24 protein-coding genes and 1 pseudogene are annotated in these 24,036 nt (G+C 58.2%); 16 read left to right on the top strand and 9 right to left on the bottom strand.

Features of this window, described 5'->3' with window-relative positions:
* From CW267_RS25195 to mtlR, 3 genes are all read left to right on the top strand, one after another.
* Positions 1 to 1,412, top strand: a 1,412-nt coding sequence (locus CW267_RS25195; protein ID WP_101148667.1) for a PTS mannitol transporter subunit IICBA, incomplete at its 5' end; no start/stop codon positions are given.
* A gap of 102 nt (positions 1,413 to 1,514) precedes the next feature.
* A complete protein-coding gene (gene mtlD / locus CW267_RS25200; RefSeq protein WP_008806863.1) occupies positions 1,515 to 2,663 on the top strand; it encodes a mannitol-1-phosphate 5-dehydrogenase in 1,149 nt (382 codons plus the stop codon).
* Positions 2,663 to 3,259, top strand: a complete 597-nt coding sequence (gene mtlR / locus CW267_RS25205; RefSeq protein ID WP_002922401.1) for a mannitol operon repressor MtlR — start codon at positions 2,663 to 2,665, stop codon at positions 3,257 to 3,259. The genes mtlD and mtlR overlap by 1 nt, the downstream gene beginning before the upstream one ends.
* On the opposite strand, the gene CW267_RS25210 is transcribed toward mtlR, so the two are convergent.
* The gene (locus CW267_RS25210; protein WP_012540317.1) at positions 3,248 to 3,472 is read right to left on the bottom strand and encodes a hypothetical protein; all 225 of its coding nucleotides are present in this window, start codon (positions 3,470 to 3,472) and stop codon (positions 3,248 to 3,250) included. The genes mtlR and CW267_RS25210 overlap by 12 nt on opposite strands.
* A gap of 272 nt (positions 3,473 to 3,744) precedes the next feature.
* Between CW267_RS25210 and CW267_RS25215 the strand changes: the two genes are divergently transcribed.
* The 5 genes from CW267_RS25215 (at position 3,745) to trmL (ending at position 8,726) form a co-directional block, all read left to right on the top strand.
* A complete protein-coding gene (locus CW267_RS25215) occupies positions 3,745 to 4,107 on the top strand; it encodes a YibL family ribosome-associated protein (protein ID WP_008806861.1) in 363 nt (120 codons plus the stop codon).
* A gap of 284 nt (positions 4,108 to 4,391) precedes the next feature.
* On the top strand, positions 4,392 to 6,047 hold the full coding sequence (lldP, locus tag CW267_RS25220) for an L-lactate permease (protein ID WP_008806860.1): 1,656 nt from the start codon (positions 4,392 to 4,394) through the stop codon (positions 6,045 to 6,047).
* Positions 6,044 to 6,817, top strand: a complete 774-nt coding sequence (lldR, locus tag CW267_RS25225) for a transcriptional regulator LldR (RefSeq protein WP_008806859.1) — start codon at positions 6,044 to 6,046, stop codon at positions 6,815 to 6,817. Before lldP ends, lldR begins: the two co-directional genes overlap by 4 nt.
* The gene (lldD, locus tag CW267_RS25230; RefSeq protein WP_008806858.1) at positions 6,817 to 8,001 is read left to right on the top strand and encodes an FMN-dependent L-lactate dehydrogenase LldD; all 1,185 of its coding nucleotides are present in this window, start codon (positions 6,817 to 6,819) and stop codon (positions 7,999 to 8,001) included. The genes lldR and lldD overlap by 1 nt, the downstream gene beginning before the upstream one ends.
* A gap of 251 nt (positions 8,002 to 8,252) precedes the next feature.
* Entirely contained in the window at positions 8,253 to 8,726 is a 474-nt protein-coding gene (gene trmL / locus CW267_RS25235) for a tRNA (uridine(34)/cytosine(34)/5-carboxymethylaminomethyluridine(34)-2'-O)-methyltransferase TrmL (RefSeq protein WP_004205043.1), read from the top strand.
* 81 nt (positions 8,727 to 8,807) lie between these two features.
* Here trmL and cysE read toward each other — a convergent pair whose 3' ends face one another.
* From cysE to CW267_RS25260, 5 genes are all read right to left on the bottom strand, one after another.
* Positions 8,808 to 9,629: a serine O-acetyltransferase gene (gene cysE / locus CW267_RS25240; protein ID WP_002922426.1), complete on the bottom strand. Its 822-nt coding sequence runs from the start codon at positions 9,627 to 9,629 to the stop codon at positions 8,808 to 8,810.
* A gap of 73 nt (positions 9,630 to 9,702) precedes the next feature.
* Positions 9,703 to 10,722, bottom strand: a complete 1,020-nt coding sequence (gene gpsA, locus CW267_RS25245) for an NAD(P)H-dependent glycerol-3-phosphate dehydrogenase (protein ID WP_008806857.1) — start codon at positions 10,720 to 10,722, stop codon at positions 9,703 to 9,705.
* Complete coding sequence (secB, locus tag CW267_RS25250; protein WP_002922428.1) at positions 10,722 to 11,189, bottom strand: protein-export chaperone SecB; 468 nt, start codon at positions 11,187 to 11,189, stop codon at positions 10,722 to 10,724. The genes gpsA and secB overlap by 1 nt, the downstream gene beginning before the upstream one ends.
* 60 nt (positions 11,190 to 11,249) lie before the next feature.
* Entirely contained in the window at positions 11,250 to 11,501 is a 252-nt protein-coding gene (grxC, locus tag CW267_RS25255) for a glutaredoxin 3 (RefSeq protein ID WP_008806856.1), read from the bottom strand.
* Between the two features lie 104 nt (positions 11,502 to 11,605).
* Entirely contained in the window at positions 11,606 to 12,037 is a 432-nt protein-coding gene (locus tag CW267_RS25260) for a rhodanese-like domain-containing protein (protein ID WP_008806855.1), read from the bottom strand.
* A gap of 245 nt (positions 12,038 to 12,282) precedes the next feature.
* On the opposite strand from CW267_RS25260, the gene gpmM reads away from it, so the two are divergent.
* Genes gpmM through CW267_RS25275 form a run of 3 tightly spaced genes read left to right on the top strand, consistent with a single transcriptional unit; the run spans position 12,283 to position 16,068 of the window.
* The gene (gene gpmM / locus CW267_RS25265; RefSeq protein WP_008806854.1) at positions 12,283 to 13,827 is read left to right on the top strand and encodes a 2,3-bisphosphoglycerate-independent phosphoglycerate mutase; all 1,545 of its coding nucleotides are present in this window, start codon (positions 12,283 to 12,285) and stop codon (positions 13,825 to 13,827) included.
* A 9-nt stretch (positions 13,828 to 13,836) separates the two neighbouring features.
* Positions 13,837 to 15,108, top strand: coding sequence for a murein hydrolase activator EnvC (gene envC, locus CW267_RS25270; RefSeq protein WP_008806853.1), 1,272 nt, complete (start codon positions 13,837 to 13,839; stop codon positions 15,106 to 15,108).
* A 3-nt stretch (positions 15,109 to 15,111) separates the two neighbouring features.
* Positions 15,112 to 16,068 (top strand): divergent polysaccharide deacetylase family protein, encoded by a 957-nt coding sequence (locus CW267_RS25275; protein WP_100781153.1) that lies wholly within the window; start codon positions 15,112 to 15,114, stop codon positions 16,066 to 16,068.
* Between the two features lie 5 nt (positions 16,069 to 16,073).
* Here CW267_RS25275 and CW267_RS25280 read toward each other — a convergent pair whose 3' ends face one another.
* The 3 genes from CW267_RS25280 to kbl all read right to left on the bottom strand — a co-directional run bounded on the left by CW267_RS25280 (position 16,074) and on the right by kbl (position 19,263).
* Positions 16,074 to 16,862 (bottom strand): glycosyltransferase family 2 protein, encoded by a 789-nt coding sequence (locus CW267_RS25280; RefSeq protein ID WP_012540315.1) that lies wholly within the window; start codon positions 16,860 to 16,862, stop codon positions 16,074 to 16,076.
* Between the two features lie 169 nt (positions 16,863 to 17,031).
* On the bottom strand, positions 17,032 to 18,057 hold the full coding sequence (gene tdh, locus CW267_RS25285; RefSeq protein WP_004205051.1) for an L-threonine 3-dehydrogenase: 1,026 nt from the start codon (positions 18,055 to 18,057) through the stop codon (positions 17,032 to 17,034).
* A 12-nt stretch (positions 18,058 to 18,069) separates the two neighbouring features.
* Positions 18,070 to 19,263, bottom strand: a complete 1,194-nt coding sequence (kbl, locus tag CW267_RS25290; protein WP_008806850.1) for a glycine C-acetyltransferase — start codon at positions 19,261 to 19,263, stop codon at positions 18,070 to 18,072.
* A gap of 213 nt (positions 19,264 to 19,476) precedes the next feature.
* Between kbl and rfaD the strand changes: the two genes are divergently transcribed.
* The 5 genes and pseudogenes from rfaD to CW267_RS25315 all read left to right on the top strand — a co-directional run.
* Positions 19,477 to 20,409, top strand: coding sequence for an ADP-glyceromanno-heptose 6-epimerase (rfaD, locus tag CW267_RS25295; protein ID WP_008806849.1), 933 nt, complete (start codon positions 19,477 to 19,479; stop codon positions 20,407 to 20,409).
* A gap of 8 nt (positions 20,410 to 20,417) precedes the next feature.
* Positions 20,418 to 21,476, top strand: coding sequence for an ADP-heptose--LPS heptosyltransferase RfaF (rfaF, locus tag CW267_RS25300; RefSeq protein WP_008806848.1), 1,059 nt, complete (start codon positions 20,418 to 20,420; stop codon positions 21,474 to 21,476).
* 3 nt (positions 21,477 to 21,479) lie between these two features.
* Positions 21,480 to 22,451 carry a lipopolysaccharide heptosyltransferase RfaC gene (rfaC, locus tag CW267_RS25305; protein WP_008806847.1) on the top strand — a complete coding sequence of 324 codons (972 nt, stop codon included), beginning with the start codon at positions 21,480 to 21,482 and terminating at the stop codon, positions 22,449 to 22,451.
* Positions 22,451 to 23,359, top strand: coding sequence for a sugar glycosyltransferase (locus CW267_RS25310; RefSeq protein WP_100781154.1), 909 nt, complete (start codon positions 22,451 to 22,453; stop codon positions 23,357 to 23,359). Before rfaC ends, CW267_RS25310 begins: the two co-directional genes overlap by 1 nt.
* Positions 23,337 to 24,036 (top strand): annotated as a pseudogene (locus CW267_RS25315) (O-antigen ligase domain-containing protein); the annotation flags it as partial. The gene CW267_RS25310 and the pseudogene CW267_RS25315, both read left to right, overlap by 23 nt.

Genomic DNA, 24,036 nt, shown 5'->3' on the forward strand with positions numbered 1-24,036 from the left:
ACTTTATGGTGGCGCACGACATGCTGCCGCTGGCGTCTATCTTCGTGGAACCGGCAAAAATCCTGTTCCTCAATAACGCCATTAACCACGGTATCTTCTCGCCGCTGGGTATTCAGCAGTCCCACGAGCTGGGTAAATCTATCTTCTTCCTGATTGAAGCTAACCCGGGTCCGGGGATGGGCGTTCTGCTGGCGTACATGTTCTTTGGTCGCGGCAGCGCAAAACAGTCAGCAGGCGGGGCGGCTATCATCCACTTCCTGGGGGGTATCCATGAAATCTACTTCCCGTACGTGCTGATGAACCCACGTCTGATCCTGGCCGTTATCCTCGGCGGGATGACCGGTGTCTTCACCCTGACCATCCTCAATGGCGGTCTGGTCTCTCCGGCTTCCCCTGGCTCTATCCTGGCGGTGCTGGCGATGACGCCGAAAGGCGCCTACTTCGCTAACATTGCCGCGATTATCGCAGCGATGGCGGTCTCCTTCGTGGTCTCTGCGGTTCTGCTGAAGACCAGCAAGGTAAAAGAAGAAGACGATATCGAAGCCGCAACGCGTCGTATGCATGACATGAAAGCGGAATCCAAAGGCGCCAGCCCGCTGGCGGCCGGTAATGTCACCAACGACCTGAGCCATGTGCGTAAAATCATCGTCGCCTGCGACGCCGGGATGGGTTCCAGCGCCATGGGCGCCGGGGTACTGCGCAAGAAAGTGCAGGATGCCGGACTGAGTAACATCTCGGTTACCAACAGCGCGATCAATAACCTGCCGCCGGATGTTGACCTGGTGATCACCCACCGTGACCTGACCGAGCGGGCGATGCGCCAGGTACCACAGGCGCAGCATATTTCGCTGACCAACTTCCTCGACAGCGGTCTGTACACCAGCCTGACTGAGCGTCTGGTCGCGGCCCAGCGCCACATCGAGAATGAAGTGAAAGTTACCGATAGCCTGAAAGACAGCTTTGATGATGGCGACAAAAACCTGTTCCAGTTGGGTGCGGATAACATCTTCCTCGGGCGCAAAGCAGCCACCAAAGAAGAAGCCATTCGCTTCGCCGGCGAGCAGCTGGTGAAAGGCGGCTACGTCAAGCCGGAATATGTGCAGGCGATGCTGGACCGCGAAAAACTGACCTCGACCTATCTCGGCGAGTCCATCGCGGTACCGCACGGCACCATCGAAGCGAAAGACCGTGTGCTGAAAACCGGCGTCGTCTTCTGCCAGTACCCGGAAGGCGTGCGCTTCGGGGAAGATGAAGACGATGTCGCCCGCCTGGTGATCGGTATCGCGGCCCGCAACAACGAGCATATTCAGGTTATCACCAGCCTGACTAACGCCCTGGATGACGAAACCGTGATTGAGCGCCTGGCGAAAACCACCAGCGTCGACGAAGTTCTGGCACTGTTGAATAAATAACCAAAGCAGTCCATTCCCTCTCCCTTTGGGAGAGGGTTTGGGTGAGGGGAAAAGCCTCACCCCAGCCCTCTCAGGTAAAAACATTAATTGAAGGTTAATACTATGAAAGCATTACATTTTGGCGCAGGTAATATCGGACGTGGCTTTATCGGTAAATTGCTGGCCGACGCGGGCATTGAACTGACGTTCGCCGATGTCAATCAGACCGTACTTGATGCCCTGAATGCCCGTCATAGCTATCAGGTTCACGTCGTCGGTGAGAATGAGCAAGTGGATACTGTCTCCGGCGTCAATGCCGTCAGCAGCATCGGCGATGAGGTTGTGGACCTGATCGCTGAGGTGGATCTGGTCACCACCGCCGTCGGTCCCGTCGTACTTGAGCGCATCGCCCCGGCCATCGCCAAAGGACTGGCGAAGCGCAAAGCGCAGGGCAGCGAACGTCCGCTGAACATTATCGCCTGCGAAAATATGGTGCGCGGCACCACGCAGTTAAAAGGCCACGTGTTTAACGCGCTGGCGGAAGAAGATAAAGCGTGGGTTGAAGCCCATATCGGCTTTGTCGACTCAGCCGTTGACCGTATTGTGCCGCCATCGGCTTCCGCCACCCATGACCCGCTGGAAGTCACCGTGGAAACCTTCAGCGAGTGGATTGTCGATAAGACGCAGTTCAAGGGCGCGCTGCCGACTATCCCGGGAATGGAATTAACTGATAACCTGATGGCATTTGTCGAACGCAAGCTCTTCACCTTGAACACCGGGCATGCTATAACCGCCTACCTCGGAAAACTGGCGGGCCACCAGACGATTCGCGACGCGATCCTCGACGAGAAAATTCGTGCCGTCGTGCAGGGCGCGATGGAAGAGAGCGGTGCGGTGCTGATCAAACGTTACGCCTTTGACCCGCAGAAACACGCGGCTTATATCCAGAAAATTCTTGGACGTTTCGAGAACCCGTACCTGAAAGACGATGTTGAGCGCGTTGGCCGTCAGCCGCTGCGCAAACTGAGCGCTGGCGACCGTTTAATTAAGCCGCTGCTGGGTACCCTGGAATACGGTCTGCCGCACCGCAACCTGGTGAAAGGGATTGCAGCGGCGATGCATTTCCGTAGCGAAGACGATCCGCAGGCGCAGGAGCTGGCGGCACTGATCGCCGACAAGGGGCCGCAGGCCGCGCTGGCGCAGATTTCCGGCCTGGATGCCGCAAGTGATGTCGTCGCGGAGGCCGTTAACGACTACAACGCGGAAAAATGATGCACAACCTGGCGCGACCAACGTCGCGCCCATTACGACTCCTGTCAGATATGCAGGCAATGATGGAAGAAACACAAGCATTTGAAAACCGTGTGCTTGAGCGTCTGAATGCTGGCAAAACCGTACGAAGCTTCCTGATCGCCACCGTCGAACTGTTAACGGAAGCGGTCAATATTCTGGTGCTTCAGGTGTTCCGTAAAGACGACTACGCGGTGAAATACGCCGTCGAGCCCTTGCTGGAGGGCAGCGGGCCGCTCGGCGATCTCTCTGTACGCCTGAAGCTGATTTATGGCCTTGGGGTGATAAGTCGTGCCGAATATGAAGACGCCGAACTGCTGATGGCCCTGCGCGAAGAGCTTAACCACGACGGCAATGAGTACAGCTTTACCGACGACGAAATTATCGGTCCGTTCGGCGAGCTGCACTGCGTCGCCGCCCTGCCGCCAACGCCGCAGTTTGATGACAGCGATGCCGAACTGCTGGCAATGCAGAAGCTGCGTTACCAGCAGATGGTGCGCTCAACAATGGTGTTGTCCCTGACTGAGCTGATTTCGCGAATCAGCTTAAAAAAAGCCTTCCAGAAATCAACGCTCTGACTCCGGCTCCGTCTGGTCGCAGGTCGGCCGGTAAAGCTGACGATAATATTCCAGACGCTGCAGAAACAACGCTTCCTTATCCTGGGGAATATCTCGCGGTATATGCTGCAGACGCGGAGATTTTTTCAAATACTCCATAAACGCCTGACTGGAAGCCATAAAATCAACCGCTTTATCGATTAAACGTGGTACGCCGTCGCCGATCTTTGCCATCACGTCCTCCTTTTGGGAATAATCTGATTAAGCATTAGCCAAATCACCGGCGCGGGTTAAGGAAAACGTGCTTATCTGCCGACGGGCTTCACAGAAATGAAATTAGAACGGGTATTAGGCGGAATATTAATAAAATTCAAATTATTAGCGAGCGCTGGTATAGCATTCTGCGGGCGATAAACGGCGAATTTTTGATAAATAACTATCAACAATGGCGGTCACGGCACATACTATAGGCGAATGAAGCCCCTTTATTAACAGATTAAGTCACCATGAAAGAAGTCGAAAAAAATGAAATCAAGCGCCTGAGCGACCGTCTCGACGCCATCCGCCATCAGCAGGCCGAACTGTCGCTGGTGGAAGCCGCCGACAAATACGCCGAGCTGGAAAAAGAAAAAGCCACCCTGGAAGCGGAGATTGAACGTCTGCGTTCCGTCCAGAGCCAGAAGCTGAGCAAAGAGGCGCAAAAACTAATGAGCCTGCCGTTCCGCCGCGCGATCACCAAAAAAGAGCAGGCCGATATGGGCAAGCTGAAGAAAAGCGTTCGCGGTCTGGTGGTCGTCCATCCGATGACCGCCCTGGGCCGGGAAATGGGTCTGAAAGAGATGACCGGTTTCGCCCGCAGCGAATTCTGATCCCCTGCCCTCTCCGCCCGGAGAGGGTCATTCTGTCTTCACTTCCCACATTTTTACCCTCAGCCAGGTCGATTGGTCCAACCAATAATTTCATCTACCCCCCAGCAGTTCACAAATCCTTCAAAATACATCACAAACACGTTGCTTAAGAGCAACATCTGATTAACCATTCGTTGTCATCAACCCTGATACCCTTAATTGGCCGGGCCAATTTTACCTACGATGGGATCGGCAATGAGCGCAGACTCAGCCCTCCTCTCCTGGCGGCCCGATGGAGACCCTGCATGAATCTCTGGCAACAAAACTACGATCCCGCCGGTAATATCTGGTTATCCAGTCTTATCGCATCGCTACCGATTCTGTTTTTCTTTTTTGCGCTGATTAAGCTCAAACTGAAAGGCTACCTCGCAGCCACCTGGACCGTCGCTATTGCGCTGGCCGTCGCCTTGCTGTTCTATAAAATGCCGGTGGACCGCGCCTTAGCCTCGGTGGTCTACGGCTTCTTCTACGGCCTGTGGCCTATCGCGTGGATTATTATCGCCGCGGTCTTCGTCTATAAAATCTCGGTGAAGACCGGGCAGTTCGACATCATCCGCTCATCGATTCTGTCGATTACGCCGGACCAGCGCCTGCAGATGCTGATCGTCGGCTTCTCGTTCGGCGCCTTTCTCGAAGGGGCGGCGGGTTTCGGCGCGCCGGTGGCGATTACCGCCGCGCTGCTGGTCGGCCTTGGGTTTAACCCGCTGTATGCGGCTGGCCTGTGCCTGATCGTCAACACCGCGCCGGTAGCCTTCGGCGCGATGGGCATCCCGATCCTGGTCGCCGGCCAGGTGACCGGTATCGACAGCTTTGCTATCGGCCAGATGGTGGGCCGTCAGCTGCCGTTCCTGACCATTATCGTCCTGTTCTGGATCATGGCCATCATGGATGGCTGGCGCGGCATCAAAGAGACCTGGCCGGCGGTGATGGTGGCAGGCGGTTCGTTCGCTATTGCCCAGTACCTCAGCTCTAACTTCCTTGGCCCGGAGCTGCCGGACATCATCTCGTCGCTGGTCTCCCTGGTCTGTCTGACCCTGTTCCTCAAACGCTGGCAGCCGGTACGCATCTTCCGCTTCGGCGATATCGGCGCCTCGCAGGTGGATATGACGCTGGCCCGCACCCGCTACACGGCGGGACAAGTGATCCGCGCCTGGTCGCCGTTCCTGTTCCTGACCGCCACCGTGACCCTGTGGAGCGTACCGCCGTTTAAAGCGCTGTTCGCACCGGGCGGCGCAATGTATGACTTCGTCATCAATATTTCGGTGCCGTTCCTCGACAAAATGGTTGCCCGTATGCCGCCGGTAGTTAGCGCCGCGACGCCATACGCCGCGGTGTATAAATTCGACTGGCTGTCGGCAACCGGCACCGCCATTCTGTTCGCCGCCCTGCTGTCCATCGTCTGGCTGCGCATGAAGCCAAAAGACGCGCTGACCACCTTCGCCGGGACGCTGAAGGATCTGGCGCTGCCGATCTACTCTATCGGCATGGTGCTGGCGTTCGCCTTTATCTCCAACTACTCCGGGCTGTCGTCGACCCTGGCCCTGGCGCTGGCGCATACCGGCCACGCGTTTACCTTCTTCTCGCCGTTCCTTGGCTGGCTGGGGGTATTCCTGACCGGTTCGGACACCTCGTCTAACGCCCTGTTCGCCGCACTGCAGGCAACGGCCGCGCAGCAGATTGGCGTCTCCGATATTCTGCTGGTCGCGGCCAACACCACCGGCGGTGTCACCGGCAAGATGATTTCCCCTCAGTCGATCGCCATCGCCTGCGCCGCGGTAGGCCTGGTGGGTAAAGAGTCGGATCTGTTCCGCTTTACCGTCAAACACAGCCTGATCTTCACCTGCATGGTGGGCCTGATCACCACGCTGCAGGCCTACGTTTTAACCTGGATGATCCCGTGATAGTGATGCCTAAACGCCTGGCCGACGACGTGGCGCGTCGCGTCCGGGCGCTGATTGAAGAACAACAGCTGGAGGCGGGCATGCGACTGCCCGCTGAACGCCAGCTCGCCGCCCAGCTCGGCGTCTCGCGCAATTCCCTGCGCGAAGCGCTGGCGATGCTGGTCAATGAAGGCGTGCTGCTGAGCCGTCGCGGCGGCGGCACCTTCGTCCGCTGGCAGCATGAACCGTGGTCGGAGCAAAACATCGTCCAGCCGCTGAAGACGCTGCTGGCCGATGACCCGGACTACAGCTTCGACATCCTCGAAGCCCGCCACGCCATCGAGGCCAGCACCGCGTGGCACGCAGCGATGCGGGCCACCGACGCCGATAAAGAAAAAATTCGTCTGTGCTTTGAAGCGACCCAGAGTGAAGACCCGGATATCGCCTCGCAGGCGGATGTCCGCTTCCATCTGGCCATCGCCGAAGCCTCGCATAACGTGGTGCTCCTGCAAACCATGCGCGGTTTTTTCGACCTGCTGCACTCCTCCGTTAAGCAGAGCCGCCAGCGCATGTATCTGGTGCCGCCGGTGTTTGCCCGCCTGACTGAACAGCACCAGGCCGTTATGGAGGCTATTGTTGCCGGTGACGCCGAGGCGGCGCGCCAGGCGATGATGGGCCACTTAGGTTTTGTCCACGCCACGATTAAACGTTTTGATGAAGACCAGGCCCGCCAGGCGCGAATTACCCGCCTGCCCGGTGACCACAATGAAAATTCCAGGGAGAACTCGTGATGATTATTTCCGCCGCCAGCGACTATCGCGCCGCCGCACAGCGTATCCTGCCGCCGTTTCTGTTCCACTATATCGACGGCGGCGCCTACGCCGAACATACCCTGCGCCGTAACGTCGAGGACCTGTCCGATGTGGCCTTGCGCCAGCGTATTTTGCGCAATATGTCGGATCTGAGTCTCGAGACCACTCTGTTCAATGAGAAGCTGGCGATGCCGACGGCGCTGGCGCCGGTCGGGCTGTGCGGAATGTACGCTCGCCGCGGCGAAGTGCAGGCCGCCGGCGCGGCGGACGACAAAGGCATTCCGTTCACCCTCTCTACCGTTTCCGTTTGCCCGATTGAAGAGGTCGCCCCGACCATCAAACGCCCGATGTGGTTCCAGTTATACGTCCTGCGCGACCGCGGCTTTATGCGCAATGCGCTGGAGCGCGCCAAGGCCGCCGGCTGCTCGACGCTGGTCTTTACCGTCGATATGCCGACCCCTGGCGCCCGCTACCGCGACGCCCATTCCGGCATGAGCGGCCCGAACGCCGCCCTGCGCCGCTACTGGCAGGCGGTGACTCATCCGCAGTGGGCGTGGGACGTCGGCCTTAACGGTCGCCCGCACGATCTGGGCAATATCTCCGCCTATCTCGGCCAACCGACCGGTCTGGAGGATTACATCGGCTGGCTGGCGAATAACTTCGATCCGTCGATTTCATGGAAAGACCTCGAGTGGATCCGCGATTTCTGGGACGGTCCGATGGTGATCAAAGGGATCCTCGATCCGGAGGACGCCCGCGACGCGGTGCGCTTCGGCGCTGACGGCATTGTGGTCTCTAACCACGGCGGCCGCCAGCTCGATGGCGTGCTCTCCTCGGCCCGCGCCCTGCCGGCAATTGCCGACGCGGTGAAAGGCGACATCACTATTCTCGCCGACAGCGGCATCCGCAACGGGCTCGACGTGGTGCGGATGATCGCCCTGGGCGCCGACAGCGTACTGCTGGGCCGCGCTTACCTGTACGCCCTGGCGACCCACGGTAAGCAGGGCGTGGCGAATCTGCTGAACCTGATCGAAAAAGAAATGAAAGTGGCGATGACCCTGACCGGGGCGAAAACCATCCGTGAAATCAGCCGTGATTCGCTGGTGCAGAACGCCGAAGCGCTGCAGACCTTCGATGCGCTCAAGCAGAATAACGCCGCGTAGGCGGCGGCGTCATTCTCTCCCCTCATCCTAACCCTCTCCCTCAGGGAGAGGGGACTGTCCGGCAGACAGGTTAGCGGCGGCGTTTCCCTGAGCCTCTGTCCACGAGAAGTATCGACTGATGGGTGAGTCCTTTACCCGCACCCTCCGATCCACCGACCGGCGCCGGTTTTCCCCCTCTCCCTCAGGGAGAGGGCCGGGGTGAGGGTTCGCCAAATATCTGCTATTCTGCCCCCCGCAATTAAGGGGGCAGTATGCTGAACATCGTGTTATTCGAACCAGAGATCCCGCCGAACACCGGGAATATTATCCGCCTGTGCGCCAACACGGGCTTCAGTCTGCATATCATTGAGCCGATGGGCTTTACCTGGGACGATAAACGCCTGAGACGCGCCGGACTGGACTATCACGAGTTCACTGCCGTGCAGCGCCATGCGGATTACGCGGCGTTTCTCGCCAGCGCGCAGCCGCAGCGGTTGTTCGCCCTGACCACCAAAGGCACGCCGGCGCACAGCGCAGTGAGCTATCAGGATGGCGATTTCTTGATGTTTGGCCCGGAAACCCGCGGTCTGCCGGCCAGCATCCTCGATGCCCTGCCGCCAGAGCAGAAAATCCGTATTCCGATGATGCCGGACAGCCGCAGCATGAACCTGTCCAACGCGGTGTCGGTGGTGGTGTATGAAGCCTGGCGCCAGCTGGGGTATCCGGGAGCCGTGTTGCGCAGCTAACCTGAGCCATTCCCGGATGGCGGCGCACCGCGCCTTATCCGGGCTACATATCTGAGCTTAACAGCGGCAAATGGCAATACATCAAATCCCGTCGCCGTACTCGAAGGTGTGGTGGATGCCGTTGAAATGCTGATCCATGTCCATCGCCGGCTTGTCGCTCTCCGGCTTGCCAACGATGCGCGCCGGTACGCCCGCCGCGGTGGTGTGCGGCGGAACCGGCTGCAATACCACCGAACCGGCGCCAATCTTCGCCCCACGTCCCACTTCGATATTACCGAGGATCTTCGCCCCGGCGCCAATCATCACGCCTTCGCGAATTTTCGGGTGACGGTCACCGCTGGTTTTACCGGTACCGCCGAGGGTGACCGACTGCAGGATAGAGACGTCATCTTCAATCACCGCCGTTTCGCCGACCACAATGCCGGTGGCGTGGTCGAGCATGATCCCGCGGCCGATTTTCGCCGCCGGGTGGATATCCACCTGGAAGGAGACGGAGACCTGATTTTGCAGGAAAATCGCCAGCGCACGTCGGCCCTGAGTCCACAGCCAGTGGCCGATACGGTAGGCCTGCAGCGCATGGAAACCCTTCAGGTAGAGCAGCGGCGTGGAGTATTTATCCACCGCCGGGTCGCGCGTGCGCACCGCCTGAATATCGCAGGCGGCGGAGGCGATCATTTCCGGATCGGCGGCATAGGCCTCTTCCACCACTTCGCGAATGGCGATCGCTGGCATAATCGGCGAGGCCAGCTTGTTGGCCAGCATATAGCTCAGCGCACTGCCCAGATTTTCATGCTTGAGTAGCGTAGCGTGGTAAAAACTGGCGAGCATCGGCTCACAGTCAGCCAGAGCCCGGGCTTCGGCTTTAATATTATTCCAGACGATATCCAGTTCTTCACACGGCATTGCATACTCCAGACGATATGATAATGACCTGCCAGTTCTGCGCTGGCAGGGTCATTCAGGTGACAAAGGAAAGCTAATTGCTGCTGCGCTCGTCCTTGCGGGCGCGACCCAATAAGGTCAATGCTGCCTCGCGCGCAATTTTTCCGCAATACAATACCTGATAAATTTCCTCGGTTATTGGCATTTCGACACCTAAACGCTGTGCCAAAACGCGAACTTCCTTGGTATTGCGGTAGCCTTCGACCACCTGGCCAATCTTGTCCTGGGCGCTCTGCACGTCCATACCCTGGCCGAGCATCATGCCGAAGCGACGGTTACGGGACTGGTTGTCGGTGCAGGTGAGCACCAGGTCACCGAGACCGGCCATGCCCATAAAGGTTTCCGGATCGGCGCCCAGCGCCGCGCCGAGACGGGACATTTCCACCAGCCCACGGGTAATCAGCGCCGTACGCGCATTGGCGCCGAAGCCGATGCCATCCGACATACCGGCCCCGATGGCAATGACGTTTTTCACCGCGCCGCCGAGCTGCACGCCGATAAAGTCCGGATTGATGTAGACGCGGAAACTTTTGCCGCAGTGCAGCAGGTGCTGCAGATCCTCGGCAAACTGCGGATCCGTCGCTGCCAGCGAAATCGCCGTCGGCAGACCGGCGGCCAGCTCTTTGGCGAAGGTTGGTCCCGAGATCACCGCCAGCGGGATATCATCGCCCAGCGCTTCACGCGCCACGTCCTGCAGCAGGCGGCCGGTTTCAGCCTCGAGGCCTTTGGTCGCCCACACCAGACGTGCGTCGGGACGCATCAGCGGTTTAATCTGACGTAATACCTGGCCGAACACATGGCTTGGCACCACGACAAGGATGTCTCGGCTGGCGGCCAGCGCGGTGGCCAGGTCGCTCTCAAGATGCAGCGTATCCGGGAAAGGCACATCGGGAAGGAACGCGGCGTTGCAGCGATCGTGTTGCAGCGTCGCGATATGTTTCGGGTCATGGCCCCAGAGCACAACGTGGTGGCCATTTCTTGCCAGGGTGATGGCAAGAGCGGTGCCGTAAGAGCCGGCACCGATCACAGTCATTGCAGCATTAAGTGCGTTCATCAGGCATCCTGATGTTGTTCAGCACCTTCGCCAGCCTGCTGCTGCAGATAGTTCATAAACAGCGCGTCGAAGTTCACTGGCGCAAGGTTAAGTTGCGGGAAGGTGCCGCGGGAAACCAGGCTGGTGATGCACTCACGCGCGTACGGGAACAGAATGTTCGGGCAGTATGCGCCGAGGCAGTGCGCCATCTGGGTGCCTTCGATGCCGTCGATGGAGAAAATACCGCCCTGCTGTACTTCACAGAGGAACGCGGTTTCTTCGCCCAGCGCGGCGGTCACGGTCACACGCAGCACCACTTCATAAACGCCTTCAGCCAGCTGGGTGGAGGCGGTATCCAGATCAAGTTTAACTTCCGGCTGCCAGTCTTTCTGGAAAACTTGCGGCGCGTTCGGCGCTTCAAAAGAGATATCTTTGGTATAGATACGCTGGATCTGGAAGGTCATTTCGGTGCTGTTTTGTTCTGACATAGTAAAACCCTTTCGTGTTGTCCTTAAATACGCGCTTCCGCCAGGGAAAGCGCGCAAAAATTAGCGCAAGAGGGGATCAAGTCCACCACGTGAATCAAGCGCATACAAGTCGTCACAGCCGCCAATGTGCTGCGCATCAATAAAAATCTGCGGAACCGTCGTCCGTCCGCTGCGCTGGATCATCTCCTCACGCTTCGCGGCATCGCCATCGATCGGCAACTCATGGAACGTTACGCCTTTGCTGTTCAACAGCGCTTTCGCGCGTACGCAGAACGGGCAGGTCGCTTTGGTGTAGATCTCAATATTGGCCATGACTTTACTCCTGTTTTTACCCTGGGGTTTTACGCCGCAGCCTGAGCTTCCCCTCACGTCAGGCATGAAGGGGAAAGCGCGGCGGCATTACCACGCGAGGTAAGTTATTTGCCGCGTACCAGAGGAAGGTTTTCGCCGCTCCAGCCTGCGATGCCCTCTTTCAGTACAAAGACTTTTTCAAACCCGGCTTTGTTCAGCGCGCTGGCTGGCTCTTGCGCCTGCATGCCGGAACCGTCTACCACAATAATGGGTTGCGATTTGTGTTTTTCCAACTCGCCGACGTTATTGGCTTTGATATCGGCAGGCAGCAGGTTGATGGCGCCGGCAATATGGCCTTTACGGAAATCGTCACGCTGACGCAGGTCGACCACCACCGCATCTTCTTTATTGATAAGACGCGTCGCTTCACCACGGGTGATGACTTTAACTTTCGACATCAACCCTTTAAAGGTGGTGAACAGTACCGCACCCAGCAGCGCGATCCACGCGATGCTCAGGACCGGGTGACGGCCGATGAATTGCATAATTTCTTGCATGGGGGGTTACAACTCCCGACTAAGTGATAAAAAACCAGGGAAGGAGTATACCTGTGCATTGCGGCAAATACAGCCAGTGAGCGCGATGTAATGTATTTTCTGCGGGCGGTCACGAAAAAAAAGCCGCCTTCATCATCGCCTCTGACGCCGCCCCTTCCCTTTCTTTGATCTTTCACGGGGATTTAAACGATTCAGCTGTAGTAAAATTACGCAAAATTTCTGTCTTTGAGCATGAGGTTGTCGCAATGTCGGTTTCTAAAAAACCTATGGTACTGGTGATTCTGGATGGCTACGGCTATCGCGAAGACCAACAGGATAACGCCATTTACAGCGCTAAAACGCCGGTAATGGACGCCCTGTGGGCCAAACGTCCGCATACCCTGATCGATGCATCTGGCCTGGAAGTCGGCCTGCCGGACCGTCAGATGGGGAACTCCGAAGTAGGCCACGTCAACCTGGGCGCCGGTCGTATCGTCTACCAGGACCTGACCCGTCTCGATGTTGAAATTAAAGAACGCACCTTCTTCGCCAACCCGGTACTCACCGCCGCGGTCGACAAAGCGGTTGCCGCCGGTAAAGCGGTCCACATCATGGGCCTGATGTCTCCGGGCGGCGTCCACAGCCACGAAGATCACATCATGGCGATGGTGGAGCTGGCAGCAGAGCGCGGCGCTGAGAAAATCTATCTGCACGCCTTCCTTGATGGCCGTGATACGCCGCCGCGCAGCGCGGAAAAAACGCTGGCGACATTCGAAGCCAAATTTGCCGCGCTGGGCAAAGGCCGCATCGCGTCTATTATTGGCCGCTACTATGCCATGGATCGCGATAACCGCTGGGATCGCGTGGAACAAGCTTATGATCTGATGACCCTGGCGAAAGGCGAATTCCAGGCCGATACCGCCGTCGCGGGTCTGCAGGCCGCCTACGCCCGTGACGAAAACGACGAATTCGTCAAAGCCACCGTTATCCGCGCCGCCGGCCAGGCCGATGCCGCGATGGAAGACGGCGACGCGCTGATCTTCATGAACTTCCGTGCTGACCGCGCGCGTGAAATCACCCGCGCCTTCGTCAACGCCGACTTCGACGGCTTCGCGCGTAAGAAAGTGGTTAACCTCGACTTCGTGATGCTCACCGAATACGCCGCCGACATCAAAGTCGCCTGCGCTTATCCGCCCGCCTCACTGGCTAACACCTTCGGCGAGTGGATGGCGAAGCACGATAAAACCCAGCTGCGCATCTCCGAAACCGAGAAATACGCTCACGTCACCTTCTTCTTCAACGGCGGCGTAGAAGAGCCGTTTAAAGGCGAAGAGCGTATTCTGATTAACTCACCAAAAGTGGCAACCTACGATCTGCAGCCGGAAATGAGCTCCGCCGAGCTGACCGAGAAACTGGTCGCCGCCATCAAAGGTGGCAAATACGACACCATCATCTGTAACTACCCGAACGGCGATATGGTTGGCCATACCGGGGTGATGGAAGCGGCAGTGAAAGCGGTTGAAGCGCTGGATCACTGCATCGACCAGGTGACTCAGGCAGTGGAATCCGTTGGCGGCCAGTTGCTGATCACCGCCGACCACGGCAACGCCGAGCAGATGCGCGACCCGGCCACCGGTCAGGCGCACACCGCCCATACCAACCTGCCGGTTCCGCTGATCTACGTCGGTAACAAAGCGGTCAAAGCGGTCAATGGCGGTAAACTTTCCGACATCGCCCCGACCATGCTGTCGCTGATGGGAATGGAAATCCCGCAAGAGATGACTGGCAAGCCGCTGTTCATCGTGGAATAATCCTTCCCCATGAGGGGAAAGGCGACGTATTCAACTACATGGATCGCAACGGCAGTTCGATCCGTCCTTTACGCCAGCGCGCTCAGCGCTGGCGTATTGCTGTGCGCGTCATCTGCGCACGCCGACGATCGCGATCAGCTAAAGTCCATCCAGGCCGACATCGCCGCCAGGCAGCGGGCGATTAAGCAACAGCAGCAGCAGCGCGCAAGCCTGCTCGCCCAGCTCAAAGCGCAGGAAGAGGCGATCGCCGCCGCGGCCCGCAAACTGCGTGAAACCCAGGACAGCCTGAACCAGCTCAATAAGCAGATTGACGAGATGAACGCTTCTCTCGCGAAGCTGGAGCGTCAGCGCGCGTCTCAGGAACGTAACCTCGCCGCGCAGCTTGACGCCGCGTTCCGCCAGGGGCCGCATACCGGCATCCAGATGGTGCTGAGCGGTGAAGAGGGCCAGCGCAATCAGCGGATGCAGGTCTACTTCAGCTATTTCAACCAGGCCCGTCAGGAGACTATTGCGGAGCTGAAGAAAACGCGCGAAGAGATGGCGGTGCAAAAGTCGATGCTCGAAGAGAAGCAGAGCCAGCAGCAGACGCTGGTCTACGAGCAAAAAGCCCAGCAGGCGAAGCTGGAGCAGGCGCGTAACGAACGGAAAAAGACCCTTTCCGGTCTGGAGTCCGCCATTCAGCAGGGTCAGCAACAGTTGAGTGAATTGCGGGCTAACGAATCGCGCCTACGCGGTCGTATCGCCCAGGCGGAGGCTGCCGCCAAAGCCCGAGCCGATCGGGAAGCTCGCGATGCGCAGGCGGTGCGCGACCGCCAGCAGGAAGCATCGCGCAAAGGCACCACCTATAAACCAACGGAAAGCGAGCGTTCGCTGATGTCACGCACCGGCGGGCTGGGCTCGCCGCGCGGCCAGGCGTTCTGGCCGGTTCGCGGTCCGCTCCTTCATCGATATGGCGAACAGCTGCAAGGTGAACTACGTTGGAAAGGGATGGTTATCGCCGCGTCTGAAGGCACCGAAGTCAGAGCCATCGCCGATGGTCGGGTCATTCTGGCCGACTGGCTGCAGGGCTATGGTCTGGTGGTGGTGGTCGAACATGGCAAAGGCGACATGAGCCTGTATGGCTATAACCAAAGCGCGCTGGTCAGCGTCGGTACGCAGGTTCGTGCCGGTCAGCCTATCGCGCTCGTAGGCAGCAGCGGCGGTCAGGGCCGTCCGTCGCTCTATTTCGAAATTCGCCGCCAGGGTCAGGCGGTCAATCCACAGCCGTGGTTGGGAAGATAAGTTTTGCTTCAATTTCGCGCAATTGCTCTTGCCGTAGCCGGTTCGCTGGCTCTGGCGGCGCCAGCGTTCGCTGGCAAACTCTCCATCGTTATTGACGATTTTGGCTACCGCCCGCAGACCGAGAATCAGGTGCTGGCGCTGCCGTCAACTATCTCCGTCGCCGTGCTGCCGAACGCGCCGCACGCCCGGGAAATGGCCACGAAAGCGCATAATCTGGGCCATGAAGTGCTCATCCACCTGCCGATGGCGCCGCTCAGCAAACAGCCGCTGGAAAAAGACACCCTGCGTCCCGAAATGAGCAGCGAGGAGATCGAGCGCATCATTCGCGAGGCTTACGGCAAAGTTCCCTACGCCGTCGGGCTGAATAACCATATGGGCAGCGCGATGACCTCCAACCTGTTTGGTATGCAGAAGGTGATGCAGGCCCTGGAGCGCTACAATCTCTATTTTCTCGATAGCGTCACCATCGGCAACACCCAGGCCATGCGCGCCGCGCAGGGCACCGGGGTGAAGGTGATTAAGCGCAAGGTGTTTCTTGACGATACGCAGAATGAAGCCGATATCCGCACCCAGTTCAATCGCGCCATCGCCCTGGCGCGGCGCAACGGTTCGGCAATAGCCATTGGCCATCCGCATCCGACGACGGTGCGGGTGCTGCAGCAGATGGTCTATAACCTGCCGCCGGATATCACGCTGGTGCGCCCGAGCAGCCTGCTCAACGAGCCGCAGGTCGACAACTCGACGCCAAACTACGCTCAGCCGCCCGCGCAACAAACGCCGCAGCAGCAGCAGAAGCCGCGTAATCCGTTCCACGGCGTGAAGTATTGCAAGCCGAAGCGCCCGCTGGAGCCCGTGAACGCCAGCCGCTTCTTCACTATCCTCAGCGACAGCATCAGCCAGAGCGCGCTGGTCCAGTACTATCGCCTCAAATGGCAAGGCTGGGACAATCCCGGCAACTAGACCACTCAGGGGTCCGTTCGCTTTTGCGCGACGGGCGCCTGGTTATCTTCGTGGGCGTACCACGCCTTAAAATATTTGAGAAAGCTGTAAAACGTGGCGTACAGGCCGGTGACCACGCCGACTTTGCCATAGCGCCACGCTCCGCTAAAGAGATACCACTTAAAGAAAGCGCCAATGGCGCTGACGATCCCCCGCGTCAGCGAAGGTTTGATCTGCTGGTACTTCACCAGCCGGGTGGTATAGCTGTTTAGCTTATTAAACACTTCATGCAGCGAATAAAAGGTGTCATGGCGTACAAAGCCCGGCAGCCTGACGGAGCGTGCGTGTCCGACCACCTGGTCATCCACCGGCCGGTCGTTAAACCGCGCCTGCTGGCGGTTAAAGAGACGCACCGGGTAATCCGGCGAAGAAATAGGGTAGATCGTTCGCACCTGCGTGCCGAGCACAAACCAGTAGCGCGGCAAACGCCAGGCGCAGGTTGGGTCTGGCTCCTCGCCCGCTTTTAACGCCTGAATGGCCGCCACCACGTCGTTATCAAGAATCTCATCGCTATCCATACACAGCACCCAGTCATGGCTGGCCAGCCCGATGGCATAGTTCATCTGGGCGCCGTGGGCTTTATAGGCATGATGATGGACGGTGAGACCAAACTGCTGACAAATAGAGACCGTTTCGTCGGTGCTGCCGGAGTCGACGACGATACATTCATCGGCCACCTTCAGCAGCGGCGGCAGCACCTCCATCAGCAGGCGCGCAGAGTTACAGGTCAGTAAGCATACGGAGAGTTTAAGCATGATAGTTACAAAGTTAAACCGCGACTAAACACACTGTATAAGCGAATAACCGTAAAATCGATGTAGAAATTGTGCGCTTAATATTAAGCAGGCTAAAAATGTTATCCAAATCTAAATTAAGGCGCCCGCAGGCGCCTTTTTTGCTGATTTTTACAACAGCCCGGAGGCGTTATTCCCAGCTCAGAACCACTTTACCGGACTGGCCGGAGCGCATCGCGTCAAAACCTTTCTGGAAATCATCAATGCCGAAGCGGTGGGTGATGATCGGTGAAAGGTCCAGACCAGACTGGATCAGCGCCGCCATTTTGTACCAGGTTTCGAACATTTCGCGACCATAGATCCCTTTAATAAACAGCCCTTTGAAGATGACCTTGGTCCAGTCGATGGACATATCCGACGGCGGAATGCCCAGCATCGCGATACGGCCGCCGTGGTTCATGGTATCCAGCATGCTGCGAAACGCCGGCGGCGCGCCGGACATCTCCAGACCCACATCGAAACCTTCGGTCATGCCCAGCTCGGCCATCACGTCATTGAGGTTCTCTTTGGCCACGTTCACCGCGCGGGTGACGCCCATTTTGCGCGCCAGCTCCAGACGGTACTCGTTAACGTCGGTGATCACCACGTTACGCGCGCCGACGTGTTTCGCCACCGCCGCCGCCATCACGCCGATCGGACCGGCGCCGGAAACCAGTACATCTTCCCCGACCAGATCGAAGGAGAGCGCGGTGTGCACCGCGTTGCCGAACGGGTCGAAGATAGACGCCAGGTCATCAGAGATATTGTCGGGGATTTTAAAGGCGTTAAAAGCCGGGATCACCAGATACTCGGCAAAGCAGCCCGGGCGGTTAACGCCCACGCCGATGGTGTTGCGGCACAAATGGGTGCGGCCCGCGCGGCAGTTGCGGCAGTGGCCGCAGGTGATATGCCCCTCGCCGGAGACGCGGTCGCCAATCTTAAAGCCGCGCACTTCCTGACCAATCCCCACCACTTCGCCAACGTATTCGTGACCGACCACCATCGGCACCGGAATGGTCTTCTGCGACCACTCATCCCAGTTGTAGATGTGCACGTCGGTTCCGCAAATAGCGGTCTTGCGGATTTTAATCAGCAGATCGTTATGGCCGACTTCCGGTTCCGGTACGTCGGTCATCCAGATGCCTTCTTCCGCTTTCAGTTTGGATAACGCTTTCATCTCACACCCTTATTAGGCGATGACGCCCAGTTGTTTGCCGATGCGGGTAAAGGCTTCCACCGCACGCTCAATTTGTTCAGGGGTATGCGCCGCCGACATCTGGGTGCGAATACGCGCCTGGCCTTTCGGTACCACCGGATAGAAGAAGCCGGTGACATAGATCCCTTCTTTCTGCAGCTCGCGGGCAAAGTTCTGCGCCACCACCGCTTCACCCAGCATCACCGGAATGATGGCGTGGTCGGCGCCCGCCAGCGTGAAACCTGCCGCGGTCATTTTTTCGCGGAACAGACGCGCGTTAGCCCACAGCCGATCGCGCAGGTCTGCCCCCTCTTCAACCATCTCCAGCACTTTGATGGAGGCGGCCACAATGGCCGGCGCCAGAGAGTTGGAGAACAGATACGGACGGGAACGCTGGCGCAGCCACTCAACCACCTCTTTGCGTGCGGCGGTGTAGCCCCCGGAGGCGCCGCCCAGCGCTTTACCCAGCGTGCCGGTGATGATGTCGACGCGACCCATCACGTCGCAATATTCATGAGAGCCGCGGCCGTTTTCGCCGACGAAGCCGACGGCGTGGGAGTCATCGACCATCACCAACGCATCGTATTTATCCGCCAGGTCGCAAACGCCTTTCAGGTTGGCGATCACGCCATCCATCGAGAAGACGCCATCGGTGGCGATCAGCACGTGACGCGCGCCGGCCTCGCGCGCTTCTTTCAGACACGCTTCCAGCTCCTGCATGTCGTTGTTGGCATAGCGGAAGCGCTTCGCTTTACACAGGCGCACGCCGTCGATGATCGAGGCATGGTTCAGGGCGTCGGAGATAATGGCGTCTTCCGGCCCGAGCAGCGTTTCAAACAGGCCGCCGTTGGCGTCAAAGCAGGAGGAGTAGAGGATCGCGTCTTCCATACCGAGGAAATCGGCCAGCTTCTTCTCCAGCTGCTTATGCGTGTCCTGGGTACCGCAGATGAAGCGCACCGAGGCCATCCCGAAGCCGTGGCTGTCCATACCGGATTTCGCTGCGGCAATCAGTTCCGGGTGGTTCGCCAGACCCAGATAGTTATTGGCGCAGAAGTTAATCACATGGCTGTCGCCGACGGTAATGTCCGCCTGCTGCGCCGAGGTGATGATCCGCTCTTCTTTGAACAAGCCTTCGGCCCGAGCGGTTTCCAGATTACTCGTTAACTGTTTGTAGAAATCACCACGCATTGCAACTCTCCAGATTCGGCAAAATTTGGCACATATTACCCAAAGCTATACGCTGATACGAGATGATGCAGGCCTGAATGAATTATTTGCAGCATAAATCACGTCAGCCCAGCACCTTATTCTGCGAATGGCTGTAGGCTTGCTCATGTGGTGATATGATATGAGCATTCATGCCCGGATTGTCTTCGGGCTCCCAACTTCAAAGGTACAGTTATGATCATCGTTACCGGCGGCGCAGGCTTTATCGGCAGCAACATCGTTAAAGCGCTGAATGACAAAGGCATCACCGACATTCTGGTTGTCGACAATCTGAAAGACGGCACCAAGTTTGTGAATCTGGTTGACCTGAACATCGCTGACTACATGGATAAAGAAGACTTTCTGATCCAGATAATGGCGGGTGAAGAGTTCGGTGAAATCGAAGCGATCTTCCACGAAGGCGCGTGCTCTTCCACCACAGAGTGGGATGGCAAGTACATGATGGATAACAACTATCAGTACTCTAAAGAGCTGCTGCACTACTGCCTGGAGCGTGAAATCCCGTTCCTGTACGCCTCTTCCGCCGCCACCTACGGCGGGCGCACCAGCGACTTCATCGAGTCCCGTGAGTACGAACAGCCGCTGAACGTCTACGGCTACTCCAAATTCCTGTTCGACGAATACGTCCGCCAGATCCTGCCGGAAGCCAATTCGCAGATCGTCGGCTTCCGCTACTTCAACGTCTACGGGCCGCGCGAAGGCCACAAAGGCAGCATGGCGAGCGTCGCTTTCCACCTCAACACCCAGCTGAATAATGGCGAAAGTCCGAAACTGTTCGAAGGCAGCGACGGCTTCAAGCGCGACTTCGTCTACGTGGGCGACGTGGCAGACGTCAACCTGTGGTTCTGGGAAAACGGCGTGTCCGGGATCTTCAACCTTGGCACCGGCCGCGCGGAATCCTTCCAGGCGGTTGCCGATGCGACCCTGGCTTTCCATAAAAAAGGCAGCATTGAGTACATCCCGTTCCCGGACAAACTGAAAGGCCGCTACCAGGCATTCACCCAGGCTGATCTGACTAACCTGCGCAAAGCGGGCTATGACAAACCATTCAAAACCGTTGCCGAAGGCGTAACGGAGTATATGGCCTGGCTGAATCGGGATGCGTAAGAGATAACATGAAAATTCTGGTGGTAGGCCCGTCTTGGGTGGGCGACATGATGATGTCGCAAAGTCTTTATCGTACGCTCAGGGCGCGCTATCCCCAGGCGATTATCGACGTGATGGCGCCAGCCTGGTGCCGTCCGTTGCTATCGCGCATGCCGGAAGTGAATGAAGCGATCCCGATGCCGCTGGGCCACGGCGCGCTGGCTATCGGCGAACGCCGCAAGCTCGGCCACAGCCTGCGCGAGCGTCGCTACGATCGCGCTTACGTGCTGCCGAACTCGTTTAAATCGGCATTAGTCCCCTTCTTTGCCAACATCCCGCTGCGCACCGGCTGGCGCGGCGAGATGCGCTACGGCCTGCTCAACGACGCCCGGGTGCTGGACAAAGACGCCTGGCCGCTGATGGTGGAACGCTACGTGGCGCTGGCCTACGACAACGGCGTGATGCGCTGCGCCAAAGATCTGCCGCAGCCGCTGCTGTGGCCGCAGCTGCAGGTCAACGATGGCGAAAAATCACAGGCCTGCAACGCCTTTAATCTCTCAAACGAGCGGCCGATCATCGGCTTCTGCCCCGGCGCGGAATTCGGTCCGGCCAAACGCTGGCCGCACTATCACTATGCTGCGCTGGCGAAAAAGCTTATCGACGATGGCTATCAGATTGCGTTATTCGGCTCGGCGAAAGATAACGAGGCCGGCAAAGAGATCATCGCCGCCCTCAGCAGCGAGCAGCAGGCCTGGTGTCGTAATCTGGCGGGTGAAACCCAGCTGGAGCAGGCGGTCATTCTGATCGCCGCCTGTAAAGCTGTAGTGACTAACGATTCGGGGCTGATGCACGTCGCCGCCGCGCTGGACCGCCCGCTGGTGGCGCTGTATGGCCCGAGCAGCCCGGACTTCACCCCGCCGCTGTCGCATAAAGCGCGGGTTATCCGCCTGATTAGCGGCTACCACAAGGTGCGCAAAGGCGATGCCGCGGAAGGCTATCATCAGAGCCTGATCGACATCACCCCAGAACGCGTCCTGCAAGAGCTGAACGAACTGTTAGCGGAAAAAACCGAGCACGAGGAAGCGTAACGGATGCGGGTATTGATCGTAAAAACCTCGTCCATGGGCGACGTGCTACACACGCTGCCCGCGCTAACCGACGCTGCGCAGGCCATCCCCGGCATTCGCTTCGACTGGGTGGTTGAAGAGGGTTTCGCGCAGATCCCCTCCTGGCATGAAAGCGTCGAGCGGGTGATCCCGGTGGCGATTCGCCGCTGGCGTAAAGCCTGGTTTTCCGCGCCGATTAAAGCGGAGCGTCAAGCCTTCCGCGAGGCCGTTCAGGCGGTAAAGTATGACGCCATCATCGACGCCCAGGGGCTGGTGAAAAGCGCCGCGCTGGTTACTCGCCTGGCGCACGGCGTCAAGCACGGTATGGACTGGCAAACGGCCCGCGAGCCGCTGGCCAGCCTGTTTTACAACCGCCGCCACCATATCGCGAAACAGCAGCACGCGGTGGAGCGTACCCGCGAGCTGTTCGCCAAAAGCCTTGGCTACGCGAAACCCCAGACCCAGGGGGATTACGCCATTGCGCGCCATTTCCTGCAGCACGAGGCTAGCGCTGCCGCGCCCTATCTGGTGTTTCTGCACGCCACCACCCGCGATGATAAGCACTGGCCGGAAACCCGCTGGCAGGAGCTTCTCGATCTGCTGGCCGACAGCGGCGTCCGCATTAAGCTGCCGTGGGGCGCCCCGCACGAAGAGGCGCGGGCAAAACGACTGGCGGAAGGCCGGGAGTATGTTGAAGTGCTGCCGCGCATGAGCCTTGAGCAGGTGGCGCAGGTTCTGGCTAGCGCCCGGGCTGTTGTCTCGGTCGATACCGGACTGAGTCATTTGACCGCCGCGCTGGATAAACCGAACTTCACGCTCTACGGCCCGACCGATCCGGGGCTGATTGGCGGATACGGTAAAAACCAGCATATCGTCAGGCCGGAAAACAGCACCAGCACCAGCGATATTCCGGCCAGCCGGGTTCATCTTCTCCTGCAAAATCAGGGGCTGCTCTGATGGGATCCCTGTTTAAACAGATCTACCGCTATACGCGCCCTCGCGCTTATCGCCACAATGAAAATCTGTGGCCTTTTACCCGTATTACGCGCGCGCCAAGCGGCGAAATCAGCGCGTTACGCTATAAAGGGAAAACGGTGCCGCTGGTCAGCCTGAGCGCGCTGAAAAACAGCATGCAGGGCGAAGTCCTGCTGACCGCCACCGGCCCCTCAACCCGCAATATCGATTTTTCCCTGTTGTCGAAAACGATCCCGGTGATGGGCGTCAATGGCGCCTGGCATCTTGCCGACCGGCTGCACTTTTCGCTCTATACCATCGTCGACATGGAATTTTTCGATAAGAAGCCTGATATTATCCGCGCCATTGTCAGCCAGCCGGAGATTCTGCTGTTCACCACCATGCACGGGATCGCCAAAATCCTCGATCGCTATGGGGACGCACTACGCTGCCGTTTGGCGTTGATTGAGGACGGTTGCTATAAGATTTACCAGCCGAAAGTCGCCAGCGAAGCGATAAAGCGCACTTACCAGCAGAATGCGGCGATGTGCTTTCACCCTCAGCGCCCGGATATCTGTTTTAGCACCGATATTCGCCAGGGCATCTTTGATGCCGGCACGGTGGTCTACTGGGCGCTGCAAATTCTCGCCTGGCTGGGCTTCAATACTATCCTGGTGAGCGGCCTGGATATGACCAACTTTAACCAGCCGCGATTCTACGAAACACAACAAGAAAAATTGCCTTCTTACCTGGCATCAAAAGTGGATACCCTCGTCATGCCCTCCTTTGCGCATGCCGCGCAGGTACTGCAGCAACGTCAGATTCGGGTGATTAATTTTTCCCCAGAAAGCGCTGTGCCGGATACTATCTTCGAAAAGGTTGCGTTTAATGAGTACTTTAAAAGTGAGTAACTTCGCCAGACAGGGTTACTCGATTGTCTTTCCTTTGTTTTTATTTTTCAGCGCGATTTTTTGCATGTCCACCCGGACCAATAATCTGCTGCATTTATCGATCCTGCTGCTATTGCTGTCGCTGGTACGCCAGGAAAACCGCCAGGCGCTGGCCGGGGTGTTACGCGAGCAGTGGCAGACCTGGACGCTGCTGGCAGCTTTCTTTATCTATTACGCCCTCAGTAACCTGTGGGGACATACGCCACAGCATATTGACTCGCCGATCACCCACGGCGTGTATCTGACGGGGTATCTGTTGCTGATGACGATGCTGCTCAGCGACGAACGAACCCGCCGCCTGGCCATGCTGGCGGTGGTTGGCGGGATCACCGTGCTCTCCCTGTGGACGCTGATTATCGACCATACGCTGGTCCTCACCGAACGAGCGGTCTCCCCCGAGAACCCCGGACCAACGAACGTTATCGACCTTGCCGGTTACTGCGGCATCGGCATTTTAATCTGCGGCATGCTACTGAAAGAAAAAGCCAGCCACTGGCTCTATCTGCCGGTGGTCATCATGCTGGTGATGCTGCTGCTCACCCAAAGCCGTGGGCCGATCATCGCCCTGGTGCTGGCGGTCGGCTGCACGTTGCACCTGCACGTCTTCACCCGCCGCAATCTGCTGATCGCCGCGGCGC

This window comes from Klebsiella sp. X1-16S-Nf21, assembly GCF_002837615.1.
Classification (GTDB): Bacteria; Pseudomonadota; Gammaproteobacteria; order Enterobacterales; family Enterobacteriaceae; genus Klebsiella; species Klebsiella variicola.

What these genes read in the sequence shown, in the direction of transcription:
- mtlD (WP_008806863.1), top strand. Translation starts at nt 1,515, where the DNA reads ATGAAAGCATTACATTTTGGCGCAGGTAATATCGGACGTGGCTTTATC.
- mtlR (WP_002922401.1), top strand. Translation starts at nt 2,663, where the DNA reads ATGCACAACCTGGCGCGACCAACGTCGCGCCCATTACGACTCCTGTCA.
- CW267_RS25210 (WP_012540317.1), bottom strand. Translation starts at nt 3,472, where the DNA reads ATGGCAAAGATCGGCGACGGCGTACCACGTTTAATCGATAAAGCGGTT.
- CW267_RS25215 (WP_008806861.1), top strand. Translation starts at nt 3,745, where the DNA reads ATGAAAGAAGTCGAAAAAAATGAAATCAAGCGCCTGAGCGACCGTCTC.
- lldP (WP_008806860.1), top strand. Translation starts at nt 4,392, where the DNA reads ATGAATCTCTGGCAACAAAACTACGATCCCGCCGGTAATATCTGGTTA.
- lldD (WP_008806858.1), top strand. Translation starts at nt 6,817, where the DNA reads ATGATTATTTCCGCCGCCAGCGACTATCGCGCCGCCGCACAGCGTATC.
- trmL (WP_004205043.1), top strand. Translation starts at nt 8,253, where the DNA reads ATGCTGAACATCGTGTTATTCGAACCAGAGATCCCGCCGAACACCGGG.
- cysE (WP_002922426.1), bottom strand. Translation starts at nt 9,629, where the DNA reads ATGCCGTGTGAAGAACTGGATATCGTCTGGAATAATATTAAAGCCGAA.
- gpsA (WP_008806857.1), bottom strand. Translation starts at nt 10,722, where the DNA reads ATGAACGCACTTAATGCTGCAATGACTGTGATCGGTGCCGGCTCTTAC.
- secB (WP_002922428.1), bottom strand. Translation starts at nt 11,189, where the DNA reads ATGTCAGAACAAAACAGCACCGAAATGACCTTCCAGATCCAGCGTATC.
- grxC (WP_008806856.1), bottom strand. Translation starts at nt 11,501, where the DNA reads ATGGCCAATATTGAGATCTACACCAAAGCGACCTGCCCGTTCTGCGTA.
- CW267_RS25260 (WP_008806855.1), bottom strand. Translation starts at nt 12,037, where the DNA reads ATGCAAGAAATTATGCAATTCATCGGCCGTCACCCGGTCCTGAGCATC.
- gpmM (WP_008806854.1), top strand. Translation starts at nt 12,283, where the DNA reads ATGTCGGTTTCTAAAAAACCTATGGTACTGGTGATTCTGGATGGCTAC.
- envC (WP_008806853.1), top strand. Translation starts at nt 13,837, where the DNA reads ATGAGGGGAAAGGCGACGTATTCAACTACATGGATCGCAACGGCAGTT.
- CW267_RS25280 (WP_012540315.1), bottom strand. Translation starts at nt 16,862, where the DNA reads ATGCTTAAACTCTCCGTATGCTTACTGACCTGTAACTCTGCGCGCCTG.
- tdh (WP_004205051.1), bottom strand. Translation starts at nt 18,057, where the DNA reads ATGAAAGCGTTATCCAAACTGAAAGCGGAAGAAGGCATCTGGATGACC.
- kbl (WP_008806850.1), bottom strand. Translation starts at nt 19,263, where the DNA reads ATGCGTGGTGATTTCTACAAACAGTTAACGAGTAATCTGGAAACCGCT.
- rfaD (WP_008806849.1), top strand. Translation starts at nt 19,477, where the DNA reads ATGATCATCGTTACCGGCGGCGCAGGCTTTATCGGCAGCAACATCGTT.
- rfaF (WP_008806848.1), top strand. Translation starts at nt 20,418, where the DNA reads ATGAAAATTCTGGTGGTAGGCCCGTCTTGGGTGGGCGACATGATGATG.
- rfaC (WP_008806847.1), top strand. Translation starts at nt 21,480, where the DNA reads ATGCGGGTATTGATCGTAAAAACCTCGTCCATGGGCGACGTGCTACAC.
- CW267_RS25310 (WP_100781154.1), top strand. Translation starts at nt 22,451, where the DNA reads ATGGGATCCCTGTTTAAACAGATCTACCGCTATACGCGCCCTCGCGCT.